This window comes from Hydrogenophaga sp. FW305-3-2-15-A-LB1, assembly GCF_058787875.1.
The window spans coordinates 19,298-40,871 of the sequence record NZ_JBYTAE010000046.1 but is presented as its reverse complement, the minus strand read 5'-3'; the positions used below and the strand labels follow the sequence as shown (position 1 = coordinate 40,871).

24 protein-coding genes are annotated in these 21,574 nt (G+C 65.9%); 17 read left to right on the top strand and 7 right to left on the bottom strand.

Going from position 1 to position 21,574, the window contains the following annotated elements:
- The first annotated feature begins 97 nt into the window (after positions 1 to 97).
- The 7 genes from AC3WPZ_RS15370 (at position 98) to AC3WPZ_RS15340 (ending at position 5,241) form a co-directional block, all read left to right on the top strand.
- Positions 98 to 715, top strand: a complete 618-nt coding sequence (locus AC3WPZ_RS15370; RefSeq protein WP_444687773.1) for a TetR/AcrR family transcriptional regulator — start codon at positions 98 to 100, stop codon at positions 713 to 715.
- Between the two features lie 73 nt (positions 716 to 788).
- A complete protein-coding gene (locus AC3WPZ_RS15365; RefSeq protein ID WP_492440405.1) occupies positions 789 to 1,385 on the top strand; it encodes a TetR/AcrR family transcriptional regulator in 597 nt (198 codons plus the stop codon).
- A 99-nt stretch (positions 1,386 to 1,484) separates the two neighbouring features.
- Positions 1,485 to 2,192 (top strand): SDR family oxidoreductase, encoded by a 708-nt coding sequence (locus tag AC3WPZ_RS15360; RefSeq protein ID WP_382163655.1) that lies wholly within the window; start codon positions 1,485 to 1,487, stop codon positions 2,190 to 2,192.
- 12 nt (positions 2,193 to 2,204) lie between these two features.
- Entirely contained in the window at positions 2,205 to 3,590 is a 1,386-nt protein-coding gene (locus AC3WPZ_RS15355) for an MATE family efflux transporter (RefSeq protein WP_382163653.1), read from the top strand.
- A 38-nt stretch (positions 3,591 to 3,628) separates the two neighbouring features.
- Entirely contained in the window at positions 3,629 to 4,051 is a 423-nt protein-coding gene (locus AC3WPZ_RS15350) for a PaaI family thioesterase (protein WP_492440403.1), read from the top strand.
- 93 nt (positions 4,052 to 4,144) lie between these two features.
- Positions 4,145 to 4,510: a DUF4148 domain-containing protein gene (locus AC3WPZ_RS15345; protein ID WP_444687775.1), complete on the top strand. Its 366-nt coding sequence runs from the start codon at positions 4,145 to 4,147 to the stop codon at positions 4,508 to 4,510.
- A gap of 86 nt (positions 4,511 to 4,596) precedes the next feature.
- Entirely contained in the window at positions 4,597 to 5,241 is a 645-nt protein-coding gene (locus tag AC3WPZ_RS15340; protein ID WP_492440401.1) for a 3'-5' exonuclease, read from the top strand.
- On the opposite strand, the gene AC3WPZ_RS15335 is transcribed toward AC3WPZ_RS15340, so the two are convergent.
- Positions 5,222 to 5,506 carry a hypothetical protein gene (locus tag AC3WPZ_RS15335; RefSeq protein ID WP_492440399.1) on the bottom strand — a complete coding sequence of 95 codons (285 nt, stop codon included), beginning with the start codon at positions 5,504 to 5,506 and terminating at the stop codon, positions 5,222 to 5,224. The genes AC3WPZ_RS15340 and AC3WPZ_RS15335 overlap by 20 nt on opposite strands.
- Positions 5,507 to 5,677: 171 nt before the next feature.
- Here AC3WPZ_RS15335 and AC3WPZ_RS15330 point away from each other — a divergent pair, with 171 nt between their 5' ends.
- On the top strand, positions 5,678 to 6,775 hold the full coding sequence (locus tag AC3WPZ_RS15330; protein ID WP_492440397.1) for a 3-deoxy-7-phosphoheptulonate synthase: 1,098 nt from the start codon (positions 5,678 to 5,680) through the stop codon (positions 6,773 to 6,775).
- 5 nt (positions 6,776 to 6,780) lie between these two features.
- Positions 6,781 to 7,809 carry a patatin-like phospholipase family protein gene (locus AC3WPZ_RS15325; RefSeq protein ID WP_492440395.1) on the top strand — a complete coding sequence of 343 codons (1,029 nt, stop codon included), beginning with the start codon at positions 6,781 to 6,783 and terminating at the stop codon, positions 7,807 to 7,809.
- A 13-nt stretch (positions 7,810 to 7,822) separates the two neighbouring features.
- Here the strand turns inward: AC3WPZ_RS15325 and infA are convergent, their stop codons facing one another.
- The 6 genes from infA to AC3WPZ_RS15295 form a co-directional block, all read right to left on the bottom strand.
- Entirely contained in the window at positions 7,823 to 8,077 is a 255-nt protein-coding gene (infA, locus tag AC3WPZ_RS15320; protein WP_056265133.1) for a translation initiation factor IF-1, read from the bottom strand.
- A 28-nt stretch (positions 8,078 to 8,105) separates the two neighbouring features.
- Complete coding sequence (locus tag AC3WPZ_RS15315) at positions 8,106 to 8,372, bottom strand: hypothetical protein (RefSeq protein WP_382163640.1); 267 nt, start codon at positions 8,370 to 8,372, stop codon at positions 8,106 to 8,108.
- Between the two features lie 355 nt (positions 8,373 to 8,727).
- Positions 8,728 to 10,443, bottom strand: coding sequence for a hybrid sensor histidine kinase/response regulator (locus AC3WPZ_RS15310; protein ID WP_444687779.1), 1,716 nt, complete (start codon positions 10,441 to 10,443; stop codon positions 8,728 to 8,730).
- Between the two features lie 91 nt (positions 10,444 to 10,534).
- Positions 10,535 to 11,293 (bottom strand): LytR/AlgR family response regulator transcription factor, encoded by a 759-nt coding sequence (locus tag AC3WPZ_RS15305; RefSeq protein WP_492440392.1) that lies wholly within the window; start codon positions 11,291 to 11,293, stop codon positions 10,535 to 10,537.
- A gap of 457 nt (positions 11,294 to 11,750) precedes the next feature.
- Entirely contained in the window at positions 11,751 to 13,073 is a 1,323-nt protein-coding gene (locus AC3WPZ_RS15300; protein ID WP_444687782.1) for a hypothetical protein, read from the bottom strand.
- A gap of 225 nt (positions 13,074 to 13,298) precedes the next feature.
- On the bottom strand, positions 13,299 to 14,921 hold the full coding sequence (locus AC3WPZ_RS15295) for an autotransporter-associated beta strand repeat-containing protein (RefSeq protein WP_492440389.1): 1,623 nt from the start codon (positions 14,919 to 14,921) through the stop codon (positions 13,299 to 13,301).
- On the opposite strand from AC3WPZ_RS15295, the gene AC3WPZ_RS15290 reads away from it, so the two are divergent.
- From AC3WPZ_RS15290 to AC3WPZ_RS15255, 8 genes are all read left to right on the top strand, one after another.
- Positions 14,914 to 15,225 (top strand): hypothetical protein, encoded by a 312-nt coding sequence (locus AC3WPZ_RS15290; RefSeq protein ID WP_492440387.1) that lies wholly within the window; start codon positions 14,914 to 14,916, stop codon positions 15,223 to 15,225. The genes AC3WPZ_RS15295 and AC3WPZ_RS15290 overlap by 8 nt on opposite strands.
- Before the next feature lie 85 nt (positions 15,226 to 15,310).
- Entirely contained in the window at positions 15,311 to 15,703 is a 393-nt protein-coding gene (locus AC3WPZ_RS15285; protein ID WP_492440385.1) for a GFA family protein, read from the top strand.
- Positions 15,704 to 15,795: 92 nt separating this feature from the next.
- Complete coding sequence (locus AC3WPZ_RS15280; RefSeq protein WP_492440383.1) at positions 15,796 to 16,392, top strand: response regulator; 597 nt, start codon at positions 15,796 to 15,798, stop codon at positions 16,390 to 16,392.
- A gap of 7 nt (positions 16,393 to 16,399) precedes the next feature.
- Positions 16,400 to 18,193, top strand: a complete 1,794-nt coding sequence (locus tag AC3WPZ_RS15275; protein ID WP_492440381.1) for an ATP-binding response regulator — start codon at positions 16,400 to 16,402, stop codon at positions 18,191 to 18,193.
- A 131-nt stretch (positions 18,194 to 18,324) separates the two neighbouring features.
- A complete protein-coding gene (locus AC3WPZ_RS15270; RefSeq protein ID WP_382163624.1) occupies positions 18,325 to 18,633 on the top strand; it encodes a hypothetical protein in 309 nt (102 codons plus the stop codon).
- Between the two features lie 26 nt (positions 18,634 to 18,659).
- Complete coding sequence (locus tag AC3WPZ_RS15265; protein WP_492440378.1) at positions 18,660 to 19,448, top strand: aminoglycoside phosphotransferase family protein; 789 nt, start codon at positions 18,660 to 18,662, stop codon at positions 19,446 to 19,448.
- Between the two features lie 246 nt (positions 19,449 to 19,694).
- Complete coding sequence (locus AC3WPZ_RS15260; protein ID WP_492440376.1) at positions 19,695 to 20,882, top strand: calcium:cation antiporter; 1,188 nt, start codon at positions 19,695 to 19,697, stop codon at positions 20,880 to 20,882.
- Positions 20,883 to 20,965: 83 nt separating this feature from the next.
- Entirely contained in the window at positions 20,966 to 21,568 is a 603-nt protein-coding gene (locus AC3WPZ_RS15255) for a hypothetical protein (RefSeq protein ID WP_492440374.1), read from the top strand.
- The last annotated feature ends 6 nt before the right edge of the window (positions 21,569 to 21,574 follow it).

The following is a 21,574-nucleotide window of genomic DNA, read 5'->3' as shown; positions in this document are numbered from 1 at the left end:
GAGTCCTTTTCGTAGTGATGACTTCAAAATGGTAGAAAGGCGGACCGGTTCGCGCCCGGCCCGAATTCTTCGACCACTCATACAGAAAGGAAACGCCATGGCCACCCGAGGTCGCCCACCCGGTTTCACGCGCGATGCCGTGCTCGCCAAAGCCATGCTGGTGTTCTGGGACCGCGGCTACGACGGCACGTCCATCGCCGACCTCACCACGGCCATGGGCATCAACCCGCCCAGCCTCTACGCGGCCTTCGGCTCCAAGGAAGCGCTGTTCCGCGAGGCGGTGGACCTCTACGAGCGCACGGAGAATCCCGAGGCCGAGCTGGCGCTGACCGACGAGCCCACGGCCTTCGAGGCCATCGCGGCCATGCTGCGCAGCCACGCCATCGCCTACGTGAACCCGAGCCGGCCCAGCGGCTGCATGGTGGTGCTCGGCGCCACCGTGGGCGTGCCGGCCAACGAGAAGGTGCGCGCCCACCTGCGCGAGCTGCGCCTGCGCGCGCAGGACGCGATCCAGCACCGCATCGAGTGCGGCATCGCCGACGGCGACGTGCCGCCGCAGGTCGACTCGGCGCTGCTCGCGATGTACTACACCACGGTGCTCGAGGGCCTGTCGATGCAGGCGCGCGACGGCATGGGCGAGGAACAGCTGCTGCGCATCGTGGACTGCGCGATGGCCTCGTGGCGCAGCTCGGTGGTGGTGGCGTCGAAGCGTTAGCGCCGGGCGCGGTTGCGCCGTTGATCGGGTGAAATATGACGATCATCATATTGACGGCTACAATCCCGCCACCATGGAAATCGCGCCCAACCGCAAGGCCCTCACGCACGAACGCATCGTGGACACCGCGTCGCGGGCGATCCGCCGCGCGGGTTTCCAGGGCGTGGGCGTGGCCGACATCATGAAAGAGGCCGGCCTGACCCACGGCGGCTTCTACGCCCACTTCGCCTCGCGCGACGCGCTGCTGGCCGAGGCCCTGGCGCACGCCGGGCAGCAGAGCGCGGCGCGCATCGCCAAGGGCAACGCCGCGCGCGAGGCCGAGGGTGCGAGCCCCCTGCGCGCGCTGGTGGACGGTTACCTGTCGGAGCGCCACCTGAGCGGCACCGAAAACGGTTGCGCGGTCGCGGCCCTGGTGTCGGAGATGCCGCGCCAGTCGCCCGATGTGCGCGCCGCCGCCGCCGAGCGCGTGCGCGGCCTGGTGTCGGCGGTCGAGCGCGCGCTGCCCGAGGGCGCGACCCCCGGCCTGGCCGCCGCCATCGCCAGCCAGCTGGTGGGCGCGCTGCAGCTGGCGCGCGCGCTGGGCGACAACGCCGAGGGCAAGGCCCTGCTGGCCGACAACCGCCGCGCCCTGCTGGCGCGGCACGACGTTTCTTCTTCCCCTTCCACCTGAACCCTGCCGGCTTTCATGTGCCCCGTTTTGCTTCGCCCACAAATATGACGATCGTCATATTTACCTTGTCTCCCTACCTTCATTGACTGGACTTTCACCATGCAGCTTCACAACGCCACCGTTCTCATCACCGGCGCCAACCGGGGCATCGGCCTGGCCTTCGCGCGCGAGGCGCTGGCGCGCGGCGCGCGCAAGGTCTACGCCGGGGCGCGCAACCCGGCCAGCGTGACGCTGCCGGGCGTGGAGCCGATCGCGCTGGACGTGACCGACCCGGCGGCGGTCGCCGCCGCGGCGCGCCACGCGAGCGACGTGACGCTGGTGGTGAACAACGCCGGCATCGCTTCGCTGGGCGGCTTCTTCGCCGATGGGGCTGAGGCCTCGGCGCGCGCGCACCTGGAGACCAACTTCTTCGGCCTGCTGCGCGTGAGCCAGGCCTTCGCGCCGGTGCTCGCGGCCAACGGCGGCGGCGCGCTGCTCAACGTGCTGTCGATCGCGAGCTGGATCAACTCGCCCATGCTGTCGGTCTACGGCGCGAGCAAGTCCGCCGCCTGGGCGCTCACGAACGGGCTGCGCCACGACCTGCGCGCGCAGGGCACGCAGGTGCTGGGCCTGCACATGGGTTTCGTGGACACCGACCTCACGCGCGGCATCGAGATGCCCAAGTCCACGCCCGAGGCCATCGTGCGCCGCGCCTTCGACGCGCTGGAAGCCGGTGCCGAGGAGGTGCTGGGCGACGAGCTCACGCAGCAGGTCAAACGCGGCCTCTCGGCCGAACCCGGCATCTACCTGCGCGATGCGCGCGCCTGAGCGGAGCCCCCCATGAGCGCTGTCCTGCCCGTCGACGCACCGCGCGCCGACCCCGCCCAGACCCGCGTGCAGCAGATGCTGCACGCGCCGCTGCTGCCCACGCTGTTCCGGCTGGCCACGCCCAATGTGATGGGCCTGTTCGCCATGACCATCGTGATCGGCTACGACGGCTACATCCTCGGGTTGGTGGGGGCGGACGCGCTCGCCGGCATCGCGCTGGTGTTCCCCTTGTCGATGCTGATGCTGCAGATGTCGGCCGGTGGCATCGGCGGCGCGACCACCGCCGCCGTGGCGCGCGCGCTGGGCGCGGGCCGGCGCGAGGACGCGAGCCGGCTGGCGCAGCAGGCCTTGTTGATCGCCGCGCTGCTGGCAGTGCTGTTCATGGCGGCCATGCTCGGCGGCGGGCGCGGCATCTTCGCCGCCATGGGTGGGCGCGGGCCGGCGCTGGAGGCGGCGCTGGCGTATTCGAACGCGCTGTTCGCGGGCGCCGCGGTGATCTGGTTCACCAACGTGCTGGCCGCCGTGGTGCGCGGCGCGGGCAACATGCTGCTGCCCTCGCTGCTGCTGGTGGCCACCGCGCTGATGCACCTGGGCCTGAGCCCGCTGCTGGTGTTCGGCTGGGGCCCGGTGCCGGGCATCGGCGTGGCCGGCGCGGCCCTGAGCACGCTCACGGTGAACGCGCTGTCGGCCGTGGTGATGGTGGCCTGGCTGCTGCGCCGCGACGGCGCGGTGCACCTGGGGCGCACACCGTGGTGGCCCCAGCGCTCGCTGTGGCGCGAGATCCTGCGCGTGGGCCTGCCGGCCTCGCTCAGCCCGGTGATCAGCAACGCCTCCATCGCGGTGGCCACGGCGTTCGTGGGCCACTACGGCACGGCCGCGCTCGCGGGCTATGGCGTGGCGGCGCGGCTCGAGTACATCCTGGTACCGATCGCGTTCGGCTTCGGCACCGCGCTGACCGCGATGGTCGCGACCAACATGGGCGCGGGGCAGGCCCCGCGCGCGGTGCGCGTGGCCTGGGCCGGTGGCGCGGTGGTGGCGGCCATCACGGGCGCCATCGGCGTGGCGACCGCGATCGCACCCGGGCTGTGGATGAACCTCTTCACGCAGGACGCCGCGGTGCTGGCCTTCGGCGCCAGCTACCTGAACATCGTGGGCGGCTGTTACGGCTTCTTCGGCCTGGGCCTGGCGCTGTTCTTCGCTTCGCAGGGCGCGGGCCGCATGTTCTGGCCGCTCGCGGGCAGCATGGGCCGCCTCGTCATCCTCGGGGTGGGCGGCTGGCTCTGCGTGCACGTGTTCCAGACCTCGGCCAGCGGCCTGTTCGCGGTGGTCGCGCTCAGCCTGGTCGTTTATGGTTCCACCCTGGCGATCGCGATCCGGCTGGGCAGCTGGACGCGCTGAGCCCCTCGCCCTTTCATTCCAAAAAACAGGAGACCCGCATGACCGACCTCACCGAACAATTCAACCAACGCAGCGTGGGCAAACTGCCGGGCCATCTCGGCCTGGTCTTCACGCAGGTGAGCCCGCAGGAGGTGCGCGCCGAACTCGCGGTGCAGCCCCACACCATGGCACCCAATGGTTTCCTGCACGCGGGCAGCGTGGTCACGCTGGCCGACACGGCCTGCGGCTACGGCTGCGTGGCCAACCTGCCCAAGGAGGCCAACGGCTTCACCACCATCGAGCTCAAGAGCAACCACCTGGGCACGGCGCTGGAAGGCACCATCGACTGCGTGGCCAAACCCGCGCACCTGGGCCGCACCACGCAGGTGTGGGACGCGGTGGTCACGCACCGCGAGACAGGCAAGACGATTGCCCTGTTCCGCTGCACGCAGATGGTGCTGTACCCCAAGGCGGCGGGCTGAGCGCGCACCGGGTTGAATCCAGTGGCGGGATAAGCGCGTATCCAGTGGGCAAGCCAACGCCGGCACCGCCGGCACAACCCCAAGGAGCCTCCCATGAAACTCGCCCGCCTCTCCCTCATCGCCCTGGCCCTCTCCACCGCCTGCGCCGGCATGGCGCTGGCCGCCGACGCTGCGTCGCCCAAGACGCGCGACCAGGTGCGCGCCGAACTCGCCCAAGCGCAGCGCAACGGCACGCTGATCGCCGATGGCCAGACCGGTGCCACCTACCGCGACCTGAACCCTGGCCGCTACGCCACCATGCCCATGGCATCGATGAAGACCCGCGCCGACGTGCGGGCCGAGCTGCGCACCGCCTGGGCGCGCGGTGAGCTGGTGGCCGACGGCCAGACCGGCATCACCTACCGCGAACAGGCGCCGCACCGCTACATGACGCAGACCCTGGTGGTGGTCCAGCGCTGAACGGCCCGCCCACCGGAACCCCGGCGTCTTTCAGCGATGTCGGGGCTTCGGCGCATGGGGTGCGCGCCGCGCTACAGTTCAGCCCCATGTCCCGCATTGCTGTCATCGACTTCGAAACCACCGGCATCTCGCCCACCATGGGCGACCGCGCCACCGAGGTGGCCATCGTCATCACCGAACAGGGGCGCGTGGTGGACCGCTACCAGAGCCTGATGAACGCGGGCGTGCGCATCCCGTCTTTCATCACGCAGCTGACCGGCATCACCAACGCCATGATCGAGACCGCGCCACCGGCCGACACCGTGATGCGCGAGGCCGCGCGTTTCGTGGGCGAGGTGCCCATGGTGGCGCACAACGCGGCGTTCGACCGCCGCTTCTGGACGGCCGAGCTCGAGCGCGCCGGCGCGCAGGCGCCGCAACCCTTTGCCTGCACCGTGCTGCTCTCGCGCCGGCTCTACCCCGAGGCGCCGAGCCACAAGCTGGGTTCATTGGTGGATTTTTTTCGGCTGCCGCGCACCGGCCAGGCACACCGGGCCTTGGCCGACGCCGAGATGGCGGCCGAGCTGCTGGGCCGCATCCAGCACGACCTGCGCGCAAACCATGGTGTGGACGAGCCCGATCACGGTTTTCTGATGGCCCTGCAGCGCTGCACGCGCGCCGCCCTGCCCCGCTTCATCCAGACGCACACACAGCGCCCGGATGCGCAGGCCCTCAAACCACGCGCAGCTTGATCGGCCCCAGCGACCAGGGCTGCCAGTTCATGGCCATGTACGACAGCTCGGCGCTGGTGCGGTACTCGGCGCCCAGGCCCAGGTTGTTCTCGTTGTAGCCGTTGTGGCGGGCAAAGTGGCGCGAGAAGCCGCCCACGTTGATCCAGACCTCGCTCTTGAAAGGCTCCACCACCCTCGCGGGCGGGTCGCCGGGCGCGGTCGTCTGCGCCAGGGCCGGGCCGCTGCCCAGGCACACTGCCACGAGTCCGAGGTAAAAGGTCTTCATCGTCCTGTCCATCTTCCATCGCCCACACGGTGGGCCTGTCTCCGTCTGTGTCGACCGCGCGCTTCGGCGCCTGAAACCGCCCATGCCCCAGAATCCACCGAACGTGACCTTTTTGCGCGCCCACGGACCTCGGGCCGCTTCTTTGTCATCCGCCCGACATTTCGATCTGCCATGAAAACCCACACCCCGCACACCGTCCTGTCCACCCACGACACCACCCGCATCGACGACCTGCGCATCGGCGCGGTGCGCCCCCTGATCACGCCGGCCCTGCTGCAGGAATGGCTGCCCGCGCCCGATCCCGCGCAAGCCCTGGTGGAAAGCAGCCGCGCCGCGATCTCGCGCGTGCTGCATGGGCAGGACGACCGCCTCGTGGTCGTCGTCGGCCCGTGCTCCATCCACGACCACGCCCAGGCCATCGACTACGCCGAGCGCCTCAAGGCCCAGGCCGACGCCCTGCAGGAGGACCTGCTGGTGGTGATGCGTGTGTACTTCGAGAAGCCACGCACCACGGTGGGCTGGAAGGGCTACATCAACGACCCGCACCTCGATGGCAGCTTCGCGATCAACGAAGGGCTGGAGATGGCGCGCGCGCTGCTGCTGGAGGTGCTCGCGCTCGGCCTGCCGGTGGGCACCGAATTCCTGGACCTGCTCAGCCCGCAGTTCATCAGCGACCTGGTGAGCTGGGGCGCGATCGGCGCGCGCACCACCGAGAGCCAGAGCCATCGGCAGCTCGCCAGCGGGCTGAGCTGCCCGGTGGGCTTCAAGAACGGCACCGACGGCGGGGTCAAGGTCGCGTCCGACGCGATCCAGGCCGCGCGCGCCGCGCACGCCTTCATGGGCATGACCAAGATGGGGCAGGCCGCGATCTTCGAGACGCGTGGCAACGACGACTGCCACGTGATCCTGCGCGGCGGCGCGCAGCCCAACTACAGCGCCGCGGACGTCGCCGCTGCCTGCGGCCTGCTGCAGAAAGCCGGCCTGCGCGAACAGGTGATGGTCGATGTGTCGCACGCCAACAGCAGCAAGCAGCACCGCCGGCAGATCGACGTGGCCGCCGATGTGGCCGCGCAGATCGGCGCGGGCGAGCGCCGCATCGTCGGTGTGATGATCGAGAGCCACCTGCACGAAGGCCGGCAGGACATCGTGCCCGGCCAGCCCCTGCAGGCGGGCGTGAGCGTGACCGATGCCTGCATCTCGTTCGAGCAGACCGTGCCGGTGCTCGAAGGCCTGGCGGCCGCCGTGCGGGCCCGGCGCACGCGCGGGTAGGCCCCATGGCCCTGCGCTGGCGCGGTCCGCCCACCGTCAACCTGGCCCTGCAGGGCGGCGGCGCGCACGGCGCTTTCACCTGGGGGGTGCTCGATGCCCTGCTGGAGGAAGGGCGCCTGCGCTTCGACGGCGTGAGTGGCACCAGCGCGGGCGCGATGAACGCGGTGCTGCTGGCGCAAGGCCTGATGGCCGGGGGAGCGGAGGGCGCGCGCGCCGCGCTCAGGGGCTTCTGGAGCGCCGTGGCGGCCAGCATGCCGTTCGAGGTGGCCTTGCCCACGGCCGACGGCAAGGACATGCGGCTGGCGCCGGCCATGCAGCTCATGCTGCAGTGGACCCACTACTTCTCGCCCGAGCAGCTCAACCCGTTCGACCTCAACCCCTTGCGCAAGATCCTGTCGAGCCAGGTCGATTTCGAGCGCCTGCGCGCGCGCAGCCCGGTCAAGCTGTTCGTCGCGGCGACCAACGTCAACACCGGCAAGCTGCGGCTGTTCCGCTCGGGGGAGCTCACGCCCGACGCGGTGCTGGCCTCGGCCTGCCTGCCCACCATGCACCGCAGCGTGGTGATCGATGGAGAGCCTTACTGGGATGGGGGTTACGCGGCCAATCCGGCGGTGTTCCCGCTGTTCCACGAGTGCCGCGCGCGCGACATCGTGCTGGTGATGCTGGCCCCGCTCAAGCACAGCGCCACGCCGCAGTCGGCAGCGGACATCAAGAGCCGCATGATGGAACTGGCGTTCAACGCCACCTTCCTGCGCGAGATGCGCATGTTTGCCCACCTGCGCGAGCGCGCGGCCCACAGCCCCTGGTGGCGCCGGGGCGAACTCGACCGGCGCTTGGCCGGCACGCACTTTCACGTGATCGAGGCCAGCGAGGTCATGCGCGAGCTGAGCGCCGAGAGCAAGGCCGCGGCGAACATGCGCTTCTTTGAAATGCTGTTCGCGCTGGGCCGCGAGCACGGCAGCGCCTGGCTGTCGGCGCACCACGCCGACGTGGGCCGACGCAGCAGCGTCGACCTGCAGGCGCTGTTCTACTGAGAAAAACGAAGGATCAGCGCGGCTTGCGCGGCACCATCGGGCCGCGGCCTTCGATGTGGCGGAAGTTGATGCGGCCCTTGGTCAGGTCGTAGGGCGAGAGCTCCAGCGACACCCGGTCACCCGCCAGGATGCGGATGTGGTTCTTCTTCATCTTGCCGGCCGAATAAGCGATCAATTGATGACCGTTGTCCAGCGTGACGCGAAAGCGCGTGTCGGGCAGCACCTCGTTGACGATGCCCATCATGTCGATCAGTTCTTCTTTGGCCATGGTGTTTCCTTTGCTTGAAGTGTATCGGTCAGTTCGGGCGGGCGGAAAGGCGGACCGAGTCGTGCACCCAGTCAATGCCTTGCGCAAGGGCGTAATCCGCCGCCGCGTCGTGTGTGGGAAAGGCGCTGTCGAACCGGATCACCCGGTCGGTGGACGCGCTGCCATGGCCGCTGGCAATGGAGACCTGCGCGGCAAAAAGGCCGTCCGGCAGAAGGCGGGGCAAAGCCGCGATGCGATATTTGCCCATGGTGAGGGGAGACAGTCTCGTAATCGTTGTGTCGTTCGTGTGAATCATCAAAAACATCAGTGGGCGGGACGCGCGGTCGGTACCGTGGCGTCGTGGATGCCCGAAACAAATAACAGGTGGCAGCCCCATGCGCCGGGGTGCCCCACCGGTTCATCCGATCTCGGCGTGGCGCGGATGCGTCAGGCCAGAACCGGCGCACGAGCCACGGCAGAGGCATCGGCAACAGCAGGGAGGAAGAAGGCCACGGTGCTGTGAGAAAGCGGTGTGGCGGCACCTTGGAGGGGCTGGACCAGCAGCCCCTCTGCCGGGGGCGGTTGCATCCTGGCAGTGAAGTCGGGATGCGGCTGGTCGCTCAAGGCGACTGCGTAATGTAACACAAAAGAGCCAGCCGCGCTGGCTGCCCTCAGGCGCCGCCTGACGCCTGGGCCCCAAAGGAAGAAATGGTCTCCTGGATGAGATTCGCCAGTTTTTCGTAGGGCAGGGGCTTGTAGGCGATGACAACGGCGGTGGCGGTGCTTTCCGGGCCATGCCGGATTTCCACATCCCCGGTCAGCAGAATGGACGGGATTTGTGCCCCGGCCCGCTTGCGGACCCGTTTGATCAATTCATAGCCGGACAGTCCGGCGTCCAGATGAAAGTCGGTCAGGATCAGGTCGATCGGGCTGGACGTCATTTCCAGCTTGGCTTCCAGGCCAACCCAGTCGCACGCGGCGATGACGCGGCAACCCCACTCCTCCAGCGTGCGCGCCATGCTTTCCAGCACGATTTCATCGTTGTCCACGACGACGATGCGCAACCCACGAAGGTAGGTGTCCTTGGCGGGTGCGACCACCGCCTGCAGGTCCTGGCTGCGGGGCAGGGTCAGGAAGAAGGTGGTTCCCTGCCCCACCAGCGATTCCACCTGAATGGGGGCTTTGATGAGATCGGCCGTCTGTTTGACGATGGCCAAACCAAGCCCGATGCCATCCACCGAGTCCTTTCGATAAGGCAATCGGACAAAAGGCTCGAATATCTTGTTCAGGTCGTCCGTCGGGATGCCGATCCCGTTGTCCGCGACGGTGATCACCACCGACTGGGGCGCCGGCGACGTGGCAGTGATCCGCACCAGGCCGCGCGACGAATACTTGATGGCGTTGGACAGCAGGTTCGTCAGGATCGTTCTCAGATGATGGGGATCGGTCAGCACGTTCAGTTCGTGCGCCTCGAAAACGACGCTCAAACCGCTGGTGCTGGCCGTCTCTTCAAACTCATTGGCCAAGGAGCTGAACATCTTTTCCAGCGAGATGGCCTCCGACAACGTCGTGACCTGCCCGGAGTTCAGCCGTGTGACGGCCATCAACATGGTGAGGGATTTCGAAAGCGAGTTGACCACTTCGTTCACCGCTTCGACCTCCACCCGCAGCGACGACAGCGAGGCTTCGCGCCTCAAGCGCCCCAACATGAGTCCCAGCGCGTGAACGGGTTGCCGCAAGTCATGGCTGACCATCGCCAACAGGCGTGCCTTGGCCGCGTGCGCCTCTTGAAGGTGTGCGATTTGCTGAGCCAGATGGCCCTTTTCCTCTTGCCGCTCCTTCTGGATCTTGCGGACGTGCGCGTGCTCTTGAGCCCGAAACGACGCCACGGCATAGCCCACCAGAAGAAAGACCAGAGACGCGATGACCTGCGGATAGAGGTGCTCAAACTGGTCTGAGGCCATCGCGATCCCTGCCACGCACAAGACCTGCATGAAGAGCAGTGCCCAAGCCGCTCGCTTCAATGGTCCATCCACGTGAAAGAGCAAGGACAGGAGCACGCCAGCTTGCAGCGTCAACAACAGCACTTGAAAGCCTTGCGCCAAGGGGCCCCTGCCCACAAAGATCCAGATGCAAGCGATCACCCAGACCACGCCATAGACCAACGAGAGCTTTGTCAGTCCGCGAAAAGTGGGCTGATCCGACATGGCAAAGGGCTGTGCATTGAGGGCCGATCGCAACAGCCTGAAGCGCCAAACGATGAAAGCCAAAGCACAGACCAAAGCCGTCAGTGCAAACAGCGACACCAACCAAGCCCCGAACCGCGGTGAGGAAGCGGCCCACTCACAGACCAACACCGGAACGGACAACACTTGGCCAACGGCCAAGGTCAACACCTGTGAAATGGGCCGCTGGGTGAAAAGCGACGCGACGGGTGGCACCCTCCACCCATTCCGCCTCGGAAGATCTGGCCTAACTTCAAACCCCCTTGAATGCGTGCTCGAACGTGCGACTGACGATCAGGCTTTCCGTGCGTCCCTTCATGTGCACGCGAAGACGCCCCATTTCATCGCGACGAAGAAAGTCGATGCGCTTGACATTGACAATCGTGCTGCGGTGGATGCGCACAAACGCACTCATGTCGAGCTTGGCCTCCACATCGGAGATACCAAACCGCATGAGCGCCTGCCCGTCCGACAGGAAGGCCACCGTGTACTTGCGCTCCGCTTGCAGATAGATGATGTTGACAGGGTCTATCAGCACGATGTCTCGACCCCGCACGCCACTGAGCCAGCTATTGGGCACCTGCGAAGTCGTTTGCACCGCGTTGACCAAGCCGGCCCGACCGGCCCGGCGGGCATAGAACATTTCTTCCGCCCGCTCGAGCGCCTGCGCCAAGCGCGCCGGGCGAACCGGTTTCACCACGTAATCGACCACATCGCTTTCATACGCTTCCAGCGCTTTCGTCGGATCGCCCGTGATCAGAATGACGATGGGGGGGGCCACCGTGGACCGCACCAACTGCAGGATGCTCTGCGTGTTCGACGCGCGCTCCGGCATGTGCAAATCCAGCAACAAGACATCCGGAACGACCTCTTCGAGCGCTTGAACCAGCTGGTCACGATCATGAACAAGGTTCTGGACCAACCAACTGGACCTGAGTTGGCGCACCATGGAGGCAATGCCCTCCGCTTGGTGCACGTCGTCTTCTGCAATCACGACTCTGATGGGACCCATCTTCTTCTCCTTGGGCCGATGCGAAAATCGGATCGGCCAAAAAAAGCGGCATGTCACACGGCGCCGGGGAGTGCCGGGATTTTCTGCTGTTTTTTTCCATAGGTGCTCATCGTTCCGTCGTGGCCGAAGGGAAATCCCGCAGGGATGGGGAACGAACTCTTCGGCATGCTTTTTAGGAAAATAATTCAAGCACGCCGCGTTGCCTCACAGCCCCCCGTTGAGCCTTGTGAAAGTTGGAGCACGGGCTGACATACAAATGATCATGTGGTCAGAAAGTGCATCAATGATCACGGACGCCTCCCGTGGACCATCGAGATTGGAACGAATCGACGGTTTTTTGGAACGAGTTGCGGTTTTTTGACACGAATATGCCTGGCACATTCCACGCACCGTTCAGTTCACCGCGCAGCGAGTGCGGCCACTGCACCCGGCGACCCACCGCCGGGGGGCGATTGACTCAATGGCAGAGCAGGTCGTCGACGCGCTCCAGCTCATCCAGGTTCACATCCACCTTCATCCGAAAACCCGCTCTTTCCTGAAGCATCCGGTGATAGTCCGGTGTGACCGTGTGCATGCCTTCCTCGCGAGCCACCCCCGCATGCCGATACCGAAGGTCAGAAAAGGGGTGAATCTCCGCGCCATTGAGCAACAGGTTGCCCACCTCGATATCCAGGCGCAGGCGTTCAGCGCGGGCAACGCTCACCTCGGCCGCGTTCAGCGAGGTTTCAAGCACGTCATCTTCCGTCACGACATAGGTGAAACGCAAGGTTTCACCACCACTTCGCCCCCGGTATTGAGCCACCCGGTTCAGCCGCCCCAGGCGAAGCTCCACCTGCGGAGCACCCCACACACACATTGCCTCGTTGAAGGACACGGCCACTTCGAACACCTGTCCAACGCACAGACCGCTCAACAGTCCTCCATGAAAGAGACCGCCGAACCAGGACTCCGAACACGACGCGGTCGGCTCTATCGAGAGCGCAACCGATGTGGCGACGGGCTCGTCCATCTGAGGAGAAAACAAGTCCTCCGACATGGGCCCGAGGCACAAGGATTGAAGCGCGTCTCGCAATGCACCCATCTCGACCTGTCCATCCGCGAAATTCAATTGCGAGGCCCCCACCAGATAGACGCCTTCGAAGCAGCCATGCCGCTGCCGATCCAACGCGATCACCATTCCCTGGGCGGTCACGCCATAGTCCGCGAAAGCACCTTCCAGACAGATGGGCAGACCGGCGTCGGGCTCATAGACGGTTTCCACCCGATCCAGACCGGCCGCCCTCAGCAGGGCCCCTTCGGGCAGGACGTGCGCACCGACGAGGAAGGCCGCGTCCCGGCTGGGGTGAACGTGACTCGCCACCATGGCGCTGTCCGTGAGGCCTGACTCACCCGTCAATCTGGACAAGGCCGCCGCCTGCGTCATGTTGCGCCAAAGATCACCGACCCCGACAAACCCATCGTCAAAGACAATGCGGCAAGGGCCGCGCCCCGCCTGGAGCTTGACGATGGTGCCTTGGGCCAGATGACTCAGGGTCAACACATTGCCCTTCATGGAAGCGCAATAGTCTTCGCTCACGCCACATAGTCGCAGTTGCTCCGCGCCTCCGACGCCGGAGGTCAGATCGAAAGACCATCCCGAACTGAGGCTCAGGTGGCGCACACCACCAAAACCGCGAAACCCCAGGGATCGCCCCTCGATGGACACGATTCCTTGAGCAATCTCGAATTTTGACTCCTGCGGCGTGCTGGGTGCCAGGAATTTGACATCGGATCCGTCCATTTGACCTGCTCCTTCAAAAGTCCGCCGCCGTGGGAAAGCTGCGACAACGGTGTTTCCCAACCAGGGAAGCGGCTTGCGGCGACGGAACTTCGATGGAAGCTCCGCCCGTCATCGCCTTGGAGTGCATTGCATCAGCACCAACGAGGCATCCGACAACAGGGACACCAAATGCAGATAGCGCAGCACGAGCACGCGCCGAAACTCAACAAAAAGTTCAAACGTGACTTATGTCCAGATTCTTGAAGGACAGCCCCCAGGGCTGCCCTCGGGCGGCAACCAGGCAACGCGACCGACTGGGCTGAAGCCGTCGTTCGATGCCAATGCAAAGCGACTCGAACCAAAAAAGCCGCAACTCGTACCCAACCGCGCAGCGAAAACCTCGGCCGGTAGATGATGGACAAGCATCATTTGGTCCGCCTTGCAGGCGACGCCAACGCCAACAACCCCCACCTCTTCAGCGGCGCGGACGACGCCGCGATCCGAAAGCCTTCTGGAGCGATCCAGCCCAATCACCCAACTCCACACTGTTATGTCTAGGCAGGACAGGGCCGCGTTGTTGGCGGCGATCAGCTTGCCCGCGTTCACGTTGATCGGCCCCGTGTGCGCGCTGTTGACCCCGCTCAGCACCAGGTTGCCCGCACCAATCTTGTTGAGAGCCGTCGAGCCAGTGCCCATGTTGCCCGTCACGAGCAGCTCCGTGCCGGTCACGTCGACCGTTCCCCCTGCTGTGCCCATGCTCAGCGCGCCGCTCAAGGTGCGGCTCCCCGAATCGGTCAGGAGCTTGCCGTTGTTTTGCAGCGTGATAGGTTCCGCCACGTCCACCAGCAGGTGCAGCGTGCCGGTGGTGGTGCCGTCCACGACCGTCCCATTGCCCGAACCACCTGCGCCCAGGGCATTGGCGTGCGTGATTTTCAGCGTGCCGGCGCTCACGGTGGTCACGCCGCTGTAATCACTGACCCCTCCCAGATTCAGGGTCCCGGAGTCAATTTTGTTCACCGCGCCTGCGCCGGAAATCTTGTTGTTGAAGGTGGCGTTGTTGGCCAGATTCAAGGCGAGGACCCCACCACCAGAGAGTTTGACCTCCGTGGTGCTCGAAAGCAGGTTTGTGCCGCTGCTGTTGCCGAGCTGCAAGGTACCCCCATTGACCGCGATGCTGCCACCGAAGGTGTTGCTGCCGGTCAGCATCAGCGTCCCGGTGCCTTCCTTCGTATGGGGCAGGTTGCCGTCCAGAGGGGCGGCAATGGTGGTGGTCGTGCCGACGGCATGGCTGGTGGTGATGGCGGTCACCGTGCTGCCCGTCGAAGTGCCGGTCAGCCGGCCCCCGGCGCCCAGGTTGAGCGAGTAACCGGCCACCTGGAATTCGAGGCTTTCGAACTGGATCGCGTCGGCCACGCTCACGCTGGCTGCGAGCCGCGGAAACACCGCCTTGGCACCCTGTTGCCAACCCACGCGAGCGGCATTGCCCTGCGCGCACCAGACCTGGTTCGAGGCAAGGGTGTTCCATGTGCCCGAGCCACCGCCCCATTGGGTGGAGATGTTGCAGTCGGTCGCGGTGGGCGCCCAGTACAACGTGGGCGGGGCGATCTTCACTACGACCTGCTTGTTGAGCGGATCGGATTCGTCTTTTTCAATCGTGGTGGTGAGGCCGGCGGGCGCCCCGGTTCCGAGCACCGGCAAACCGGTCGCGTTGCCCGTGTACTTGAACAGCGGGTAGGTCAGTTGCAGGTTGACCACCTTGTTGGTGGTGTCGTCCGTGACCATTGCAAGCATGTTCGCGGGCACCCCATTCACGGTAAGGGGCACGACGCTTGAAACGGCGCCTGAAACCGAGCCGGTGTACTTGAACAACGGATACCCGGGCAACCTGGCGTTCAACTACACCGCGTTCAGCGCCACAGCACAAACCTCAACCACCAGCTTCATGTTGCGCTGCAGCTCGGGCCTGCCGTGGACCATCTCTGTGAGCCCGAACCCCGCCGTGCTCCAAGGTCTGCGGTACACCATCACCCCGTCGCCCGCTTCGGGCAGCGGCAACGGCAACACCGGCCAGGCGGTCACGCTCACCGGCAGCATGCAGGCGGGTCAGGCAGGCACCTGCACCGGGCCCACATGCTCGGGCACCCAGGCGCACACGGTGTTCATCACCTACTGAACGCCCGTGGGTCCGTGGTCAAAAAAACCGTTTTCGAAGACCGGGTGCCGGGGAGACAATGGCGGTCGATCCCAGGAGACGCAGCATGGACCGATTCACGGGTGGTTGCCTGTGCGGCAACGTTCGAATTGAAGCCACCGGCCGACCCCATCGGGTGGGCCTGTGCCACTGTCTCGACTGTCGGAAACACCACGGCGCGCTCTTCCACGCCTCCGCGATCTTTCCGCAGAACGCCGTGACCGTCGAAGGCGAAACGAGCGACTACGCCGGCAGGTTCTTCTGTCCTCGCTGTGGCTCGTCGGTGTATGGGCGCAGTGGTGACGAAATCGAAGTCAACCTGGGCACCCTCGATGCGCCCGACCAGTTCGTGCCCACCTACGAACTCTGGACCGTGCGCCGCGAATCCTGGCTGCCACCGTTCCCACTCGCCAGGCGGTATGAGCGCGACGAGGAGGAAAAGGGCCGTCCCGAGGCATGAGCGGCGAATCCTTGCGCCCACCGCGGCCGCGATGCTGCCGCGGCTAACATCTGGCGATGTCAGAAACCCAGCGATGCAAAACGATACTGGCCGTGGACGACCACGAACTGGTGCGGATGGGTCTGCGCCAGGTGATCGTTCAGCACTTCGCCGACCGTTTCCATGTGGCCGATGCGCACAGCCTGGAGCAGGCCCTGCTGTTTCTGAAGCAGCGCGCCGAGGAGGTCTTTCTGCTGCTGCTCGATCTGAACCTGGGCGACACCCGCGGCCTGACCGGCCTCAAACTCCTGCGACAGCTCTATCCGCAGTTGCCGATCGTGGTCGTGTCGGGCACGCACGATCCCCGCGTTCGCGAAGAAGCCTTGGCGCACGGTGCCTGGGGCTACTTCTGCAAGACGGGCGATACCCATGGATTGAAGGGCATGCTCGCGGCGATTGAGAGCGCCTCCACGGCCAGCCATCGCCCGGGGAAACACGGCGCGGCGGCCCGCAGCCAGAACCTGAGGCCTGGCGTCCGGTTGACCGACCGCCAGGTCCAGGTCCTGGAGCTGCTGCTCAGCGGCCTCGACAACCAGGCGATCGCCGCCGAAACCGGGCTGGTGCTGGGCTCGGTGAAGAATTGCGTTTCGACGATTTTTCTCGTCTTCAACGTTCGCTCCCGCGCCGAGCTGATCGGGCTGTTTTCCTGAGCCTGGTGTGATCGAGAAGCTGCTGACGAGCATTCACCGGGCGCTGGGCGTGCAAGCCCGGTCGCCACTGACCGTGCAGCGCATCCAGCTCGCGCTCCTGCTGCAAAAGACCGGGCCGGTGCGCATCCTCTCGCCCATCCCTTTCGCCACGCCGCTGGCGATCCTGTTCTACCTGAATGGGACGTCCCTGCTTCCCCTGGTCTGGCTCGGCCTGTTCTACATCGTCGTCTTCACGAGCTACGTGCAGCGCAGAAAGCTGGAGGCCCACGGCCCCCTGCAGGACCACGAGTTGCCCCGCATCCTGCAAGGCCGTGTCCGGGACATCTTTCTGCTGGGCGCCATGTGGGGGGCCGCACCCTGGCTGCTCAACGCGCACCGGAACGTGGACCCTCTGATTCTCATCTCCGTGTTCATCATGGGTGCGATATCGCTCGGCTCCGCGATCGTCTCCACCCACCGCCAGACCATCGCCGCGTTCAGCGTCCCGGCGGCGGTCGGCATGATCTCCGCCTGCCTCTGGCACGGTGGCCTGGTCGGTTCGGTGCTGGCCTTCTGCATGACGCTTTTTCTGGTGATGACGCTCAAGTGGACGTTCCAGCAGGCGGACCTGCTCGAGCAGTCGCTGACGGTGCGCTTTGAAAAGGAAGACCTCGCCCGCCGCCTGGCCCAGCAGGTGGAACTGGTCGAAAACGCCAACCGGGAAAAAAGCCGCTTTCTCGCGTCCGCCAGCCACGATCTGCGCCAACCGCTTCATGCCATCTCGCTGTTCACCTCGGTGCTGGAACGGTCCCAACTCGATCCGGACAGCGCACAGACGGTCACGCGGTTGAGCCACTCGGTGCGCATGCTGAACCAGTCGCTGGACACCATGCTCGACATCTCCCGGCTGGATGCGGGCGCCGTGCAACCCGCGCTGGCGCCCGTGCGCGTACACGAGCTGTTCCTGTCGCTGAACCACATGTTCTCCGGCAGCGCCCAGGAGCGAGACCTGCAGCTTCGGTTCCGGGCGCCGGGCGATCTGGTCGTCGTGAGCGACGTGCAGCTGCTCACGCGCCTGCTCGGCAATCTGATCGACAACGCCATCAAATACACGCGCACCGGTGGTGTGCTCGTCGCGGCAAGGGCGGGGGTCCCCGCGGGACGGGCCGGTTGGATCCGCTTCGAGGTGGTCGACACCGGCATCGGCATCGCGACAGAACATCAACAACGGGTGTTCGACGAGTTCTACCAGCTGGCCAATCCACAACGCGACCGCGCATCCGGTCTGGGCATCGGCCTGTCCATCGTCAAACGGCTCTCGAGCCTGCTGGAACATCCCATGGCGCTCTCATCGATGCCGTCGCGAGGCACACGCTTTCGGGTGTGGGTGAAACAGGCCGACGGGCGCAGGCTCCATCCGGCAAGCCCTGCAGACGCTGGCCTTGTTCCACCGGTTCACGCCGCGAGCAGCCTGCCGCGCCATGTGCTCGTCATTGACGACGAGCCGGCCAGCCGCGAGGCCATGGCATTGGTGCTCTCCGCGCGCGGTTGCACGGTGTATCCCGCCAGCGATCTGGCGCAGGCGCAGCACCTGCTGCAGCGACACCCGATCGACGCCGTCGTTTCCGACTTCCGGCTCCCGGGAGAACGCAACGGCCTGGACTACCTCCTGGTCCTGCGCAACACCTCACCCCACCTGCGCACCTTGCTGGTGACCGGCGAGACCGCGCCGCAACGCATCACCGACATCCGAACCAGCGGTGTGCCCTTCCTGCACAAACCTGTGCAAGCGCAACAGCTGCTGGACGCGCTGGCGCGCTGATCTGCCGATCTCGCTCACCGCCATGTGACCGGGGTCACTTCACGCCAGGGAGGGTCGCGATGAATACTCGCGATCGTCTGTTGACCCTCGCCCCTTCCGATCCAACCACGTCCCGCCCCGGACCCGTTCCCATGCGCAAACTCCTTCTTGGCCTGACCCTGTCCTTGCTCGCCGCCGTGTCCACCGCGGCACCCGATCCGCAGTGTGCCGAGTACGACAAGCTCCGCACCCAGAGAGACAACGCATTGCGCGTGAAGAACTTCAAACAGTATTGCGATGCCCTGTCGGGTTTGATCAAGCTGATGCCGGCAAAACCTCCCGAACAGGCGCGGCTCCAATGCGAAGCCAAGGCCACGAACATGAAGGTCGAGACCTGGCTCGGCATCCGCCCCGAAGTGGTGTCCACCATGACGAGCACGTTTGACGAGCAATGCAGGTGACAGGGGGCATGCAGTAAGGTGTCGGAATGAGGGCCGAGCACATCCATCGCTGGGGCCTGGTGCCCGACGGCCCGCCGGTCGTCACGAACAGCGGGCAGCTCCTGCCCGTGCGCTTCCACGGGACGCCCGCCATGTTGAAGCTGTCCACCCAACAGGAAGAGCGGGCCGGCGCGGCATTGATGGCCTGGTGGCAGGGCGACGGTGCGGCCAGGGTGCTGGCCCACGAGGGCCCGGCGCTGCTGTTGGAGCGAGCGCCAGGCGGCATGGCGCTCGCCGAGATGGCTCGCCATGGGCGCGACGATGAAGCCTGCAACATCCTGTGCGCCGTGGTCGCCCGACTGCACGCGCCTCGGCCAGGGCCGCCACCGGCACTCACCGCCTTGCCCGCCTGGTTTCAGGGGCTGGAGGCCTGTGCGGCAGCAAGAGGCGGCATCTTCGCCACGGCCGCAGCGACCGCACGGGACTTGTTGGCCTCGGCGCGGGATGTCGGTGTGCTTCACGGGGACATCCACCACGGCAACGTCCTGGACTTCGGTCCGCGCGGTTGGCTCGCGATCGACCCCAAGGGCCTGTGGGGCGAATGCGGTTTTGACTACGCTAACCTCTTCTGCAATCCCGACGCTGAGACCGCCACCTCGCCAGAGCGGTTTCTCCGCCGGCTGGAGGTGGTTGCCGCCTCGGCGGGTCTCGAGCGCAGGCGGCTGCTTCAATGGATCCTGGCCTGGGCGGGCCTTTCCGCTTGCTGGCATCTGGAGGACGGCTCCGCGCCGGACACGGCCTTGGCCATGGCCCACATGGCATCGGCCCATCTCTGAGCGGTCACGAGCACCGTTTCTTCTCCAGCCGCATGGCGCCCGAACAGGGCCGCTTCACAGGTCCTGTTCAGGTCCGCGCCAATGCCCTGAGAGGAAAGCGCGGCTGAGGCGGTTCACGGGGTCACAAGCTCGAAACCTATAATTGTGGGGCTCACGCGCCAGGTGTGAGGCCGAATGGGGACGACCCCATCGGCATGGATTCAACCGCGAGGGACGGCCCCCGCACTGCTTGTGAAAGTGGTCGCCATGGTCAACGCCTCCCCCCTCCACCCACCCGCCGCGCGCGCGCGGCTCATCTCTCCGGCCACCTGGGCGCTTCTGCTCGGTGCATGGGTCGTGGTGGGGTTGTTCTCTTTTTACGGTTCCTCCTGGCTGGCCGCGCCACTCACACCCGGCGCCGCCGGCCTGAGCTTCGCCGTGCTGCTGGCCACCATCGTGGCGGCGTCGTTTGGTGTCGTGCATGAGGCGGACTACCTGGCGCACAAACTGGGCGAGCCATACGGCACGCTCATCCTGACGCTGTCCATCGTGTCCATCGAGGTCATCCTGATTGCCTCGGTGCTGTTGGGACCAGGGGAAGCCCCCACGATCGGGCGCGATTCCATTTTTGCCGTGTTGATGATCATCCTGAACCTCGTGATGGGGATCTGCCTGACGGTGGGCGCTGCCCGGCATGGCGAACAGGAGTTCAATGCGCAGGGGGCGACGGCCTACCTGTCGATGATTGCCCTGTTGACCACGGTGGCCCTGGTGCTGCCCAAGTTCACCAGCACGGCGGGTGAATTCGGGCCTGAGCAGGCGATGGGCATCGGTGTCCTCACCGCGCTGCTGTACGCGGCCTTCCTGTGGAAGCAGATCGGCAGCCACAAGCGCCTCTTCGTTCAGCCCCCTCCCGGGGCGATGGTGGTGCGCCGCATGGAACGCACCTCCAGGGCGCCGACCGAGACCGAAAAGGCGGAGGGTTCTGTCCAGCAAAGCAGGAAGGATGTCTGGGTGCATTCGCTGCTGCTGCTGGCCATGATTGTTCCGATCGTTCTGCTGGGCCACCACCTGGCCGTCGTGCTCGACTACGGCATTGCGGCCGCGGGCGCGCCCGTGGCCGTGAGTGGCGTGCTCATCGCCCTGATCGTGTTCACCCCCGAGTCCTTGACCGCCGTGCGCGCGGCGCTGGGCAATGAGATGCAGCGGGCCGTCAACCTGTGTCTGGGTGCCTTTGTCTCCACCGTGGGGCTCACGGTTCCCGCGGTGCTGGCCATTGGCTTGTTGTACGACAAGCAGGTCGTCATGGGCATCTCCCACATGGACACGGCCCTGTTTGTGGCCACCGCCGTGCTGAGCATGCTCACCTTCAACGGCCAGCGCACCTCGGCGCTGCAGGGTTACATGCACCTCGCGCTGTTTGCCGTGTTCGCTGTGCTGTTGTTCTTTCCCTAGCCGCGCCATGGGCGGCCCACGGTGAATGTGGTCGAAACATCTGCGAACAGCATTTCAGCGGCCATGCGGGCAGACTAGGGCCCATGAAAATCCTTGCCCTTGTCTTCTCCCTGAGCGCCGTGGCGTTCGCGCCCATCCCGGTGATGGCGCAGCAGACCCCCGCGAAGCCCGCCGCCAAGCCGGTGGCCAAACCCACCACCACGACCAAACGCGCGCCGCTGGCGCGCTCCGCGGCCAAGGCCGTGGAAGAAGTGACGCCGATCGAAGAGGATTCCAGCGTGAACCTAACCGAAGCCGATCTCGCGGTCGCGCAGCGCGTGTACCTCGGCAACATCCCCTGCGAACTCGGCTCGGCTGTGGAGATCGTGCCCGCCAAGCGGCAGGGGTTCTTCATCGTGCAGGTGAAGAACATGCGCAACGCGCGGTACTACATGCACCCGGTGGAAAGCCGCACCGGTGCCATCCGTCTCGAAGACCCGAAGCGGGGCGCCATGTGGCTGCAGTTGGGCAACAAGTCCATGCTCATGAGCCAGCAACTGGGCAAGCGGCTGGCCGATGAATGCATGAGTCCCGAGCAGCTGACGCTGGCCGGTGAAATGAAGCGCAACCCGCCCAAGAGCCTGCTGGATCCGGTGGACCCCCCACCGGCCGCCGCGCCACCCACCCCGCCGGCCAACACCAACTAGCCGCCG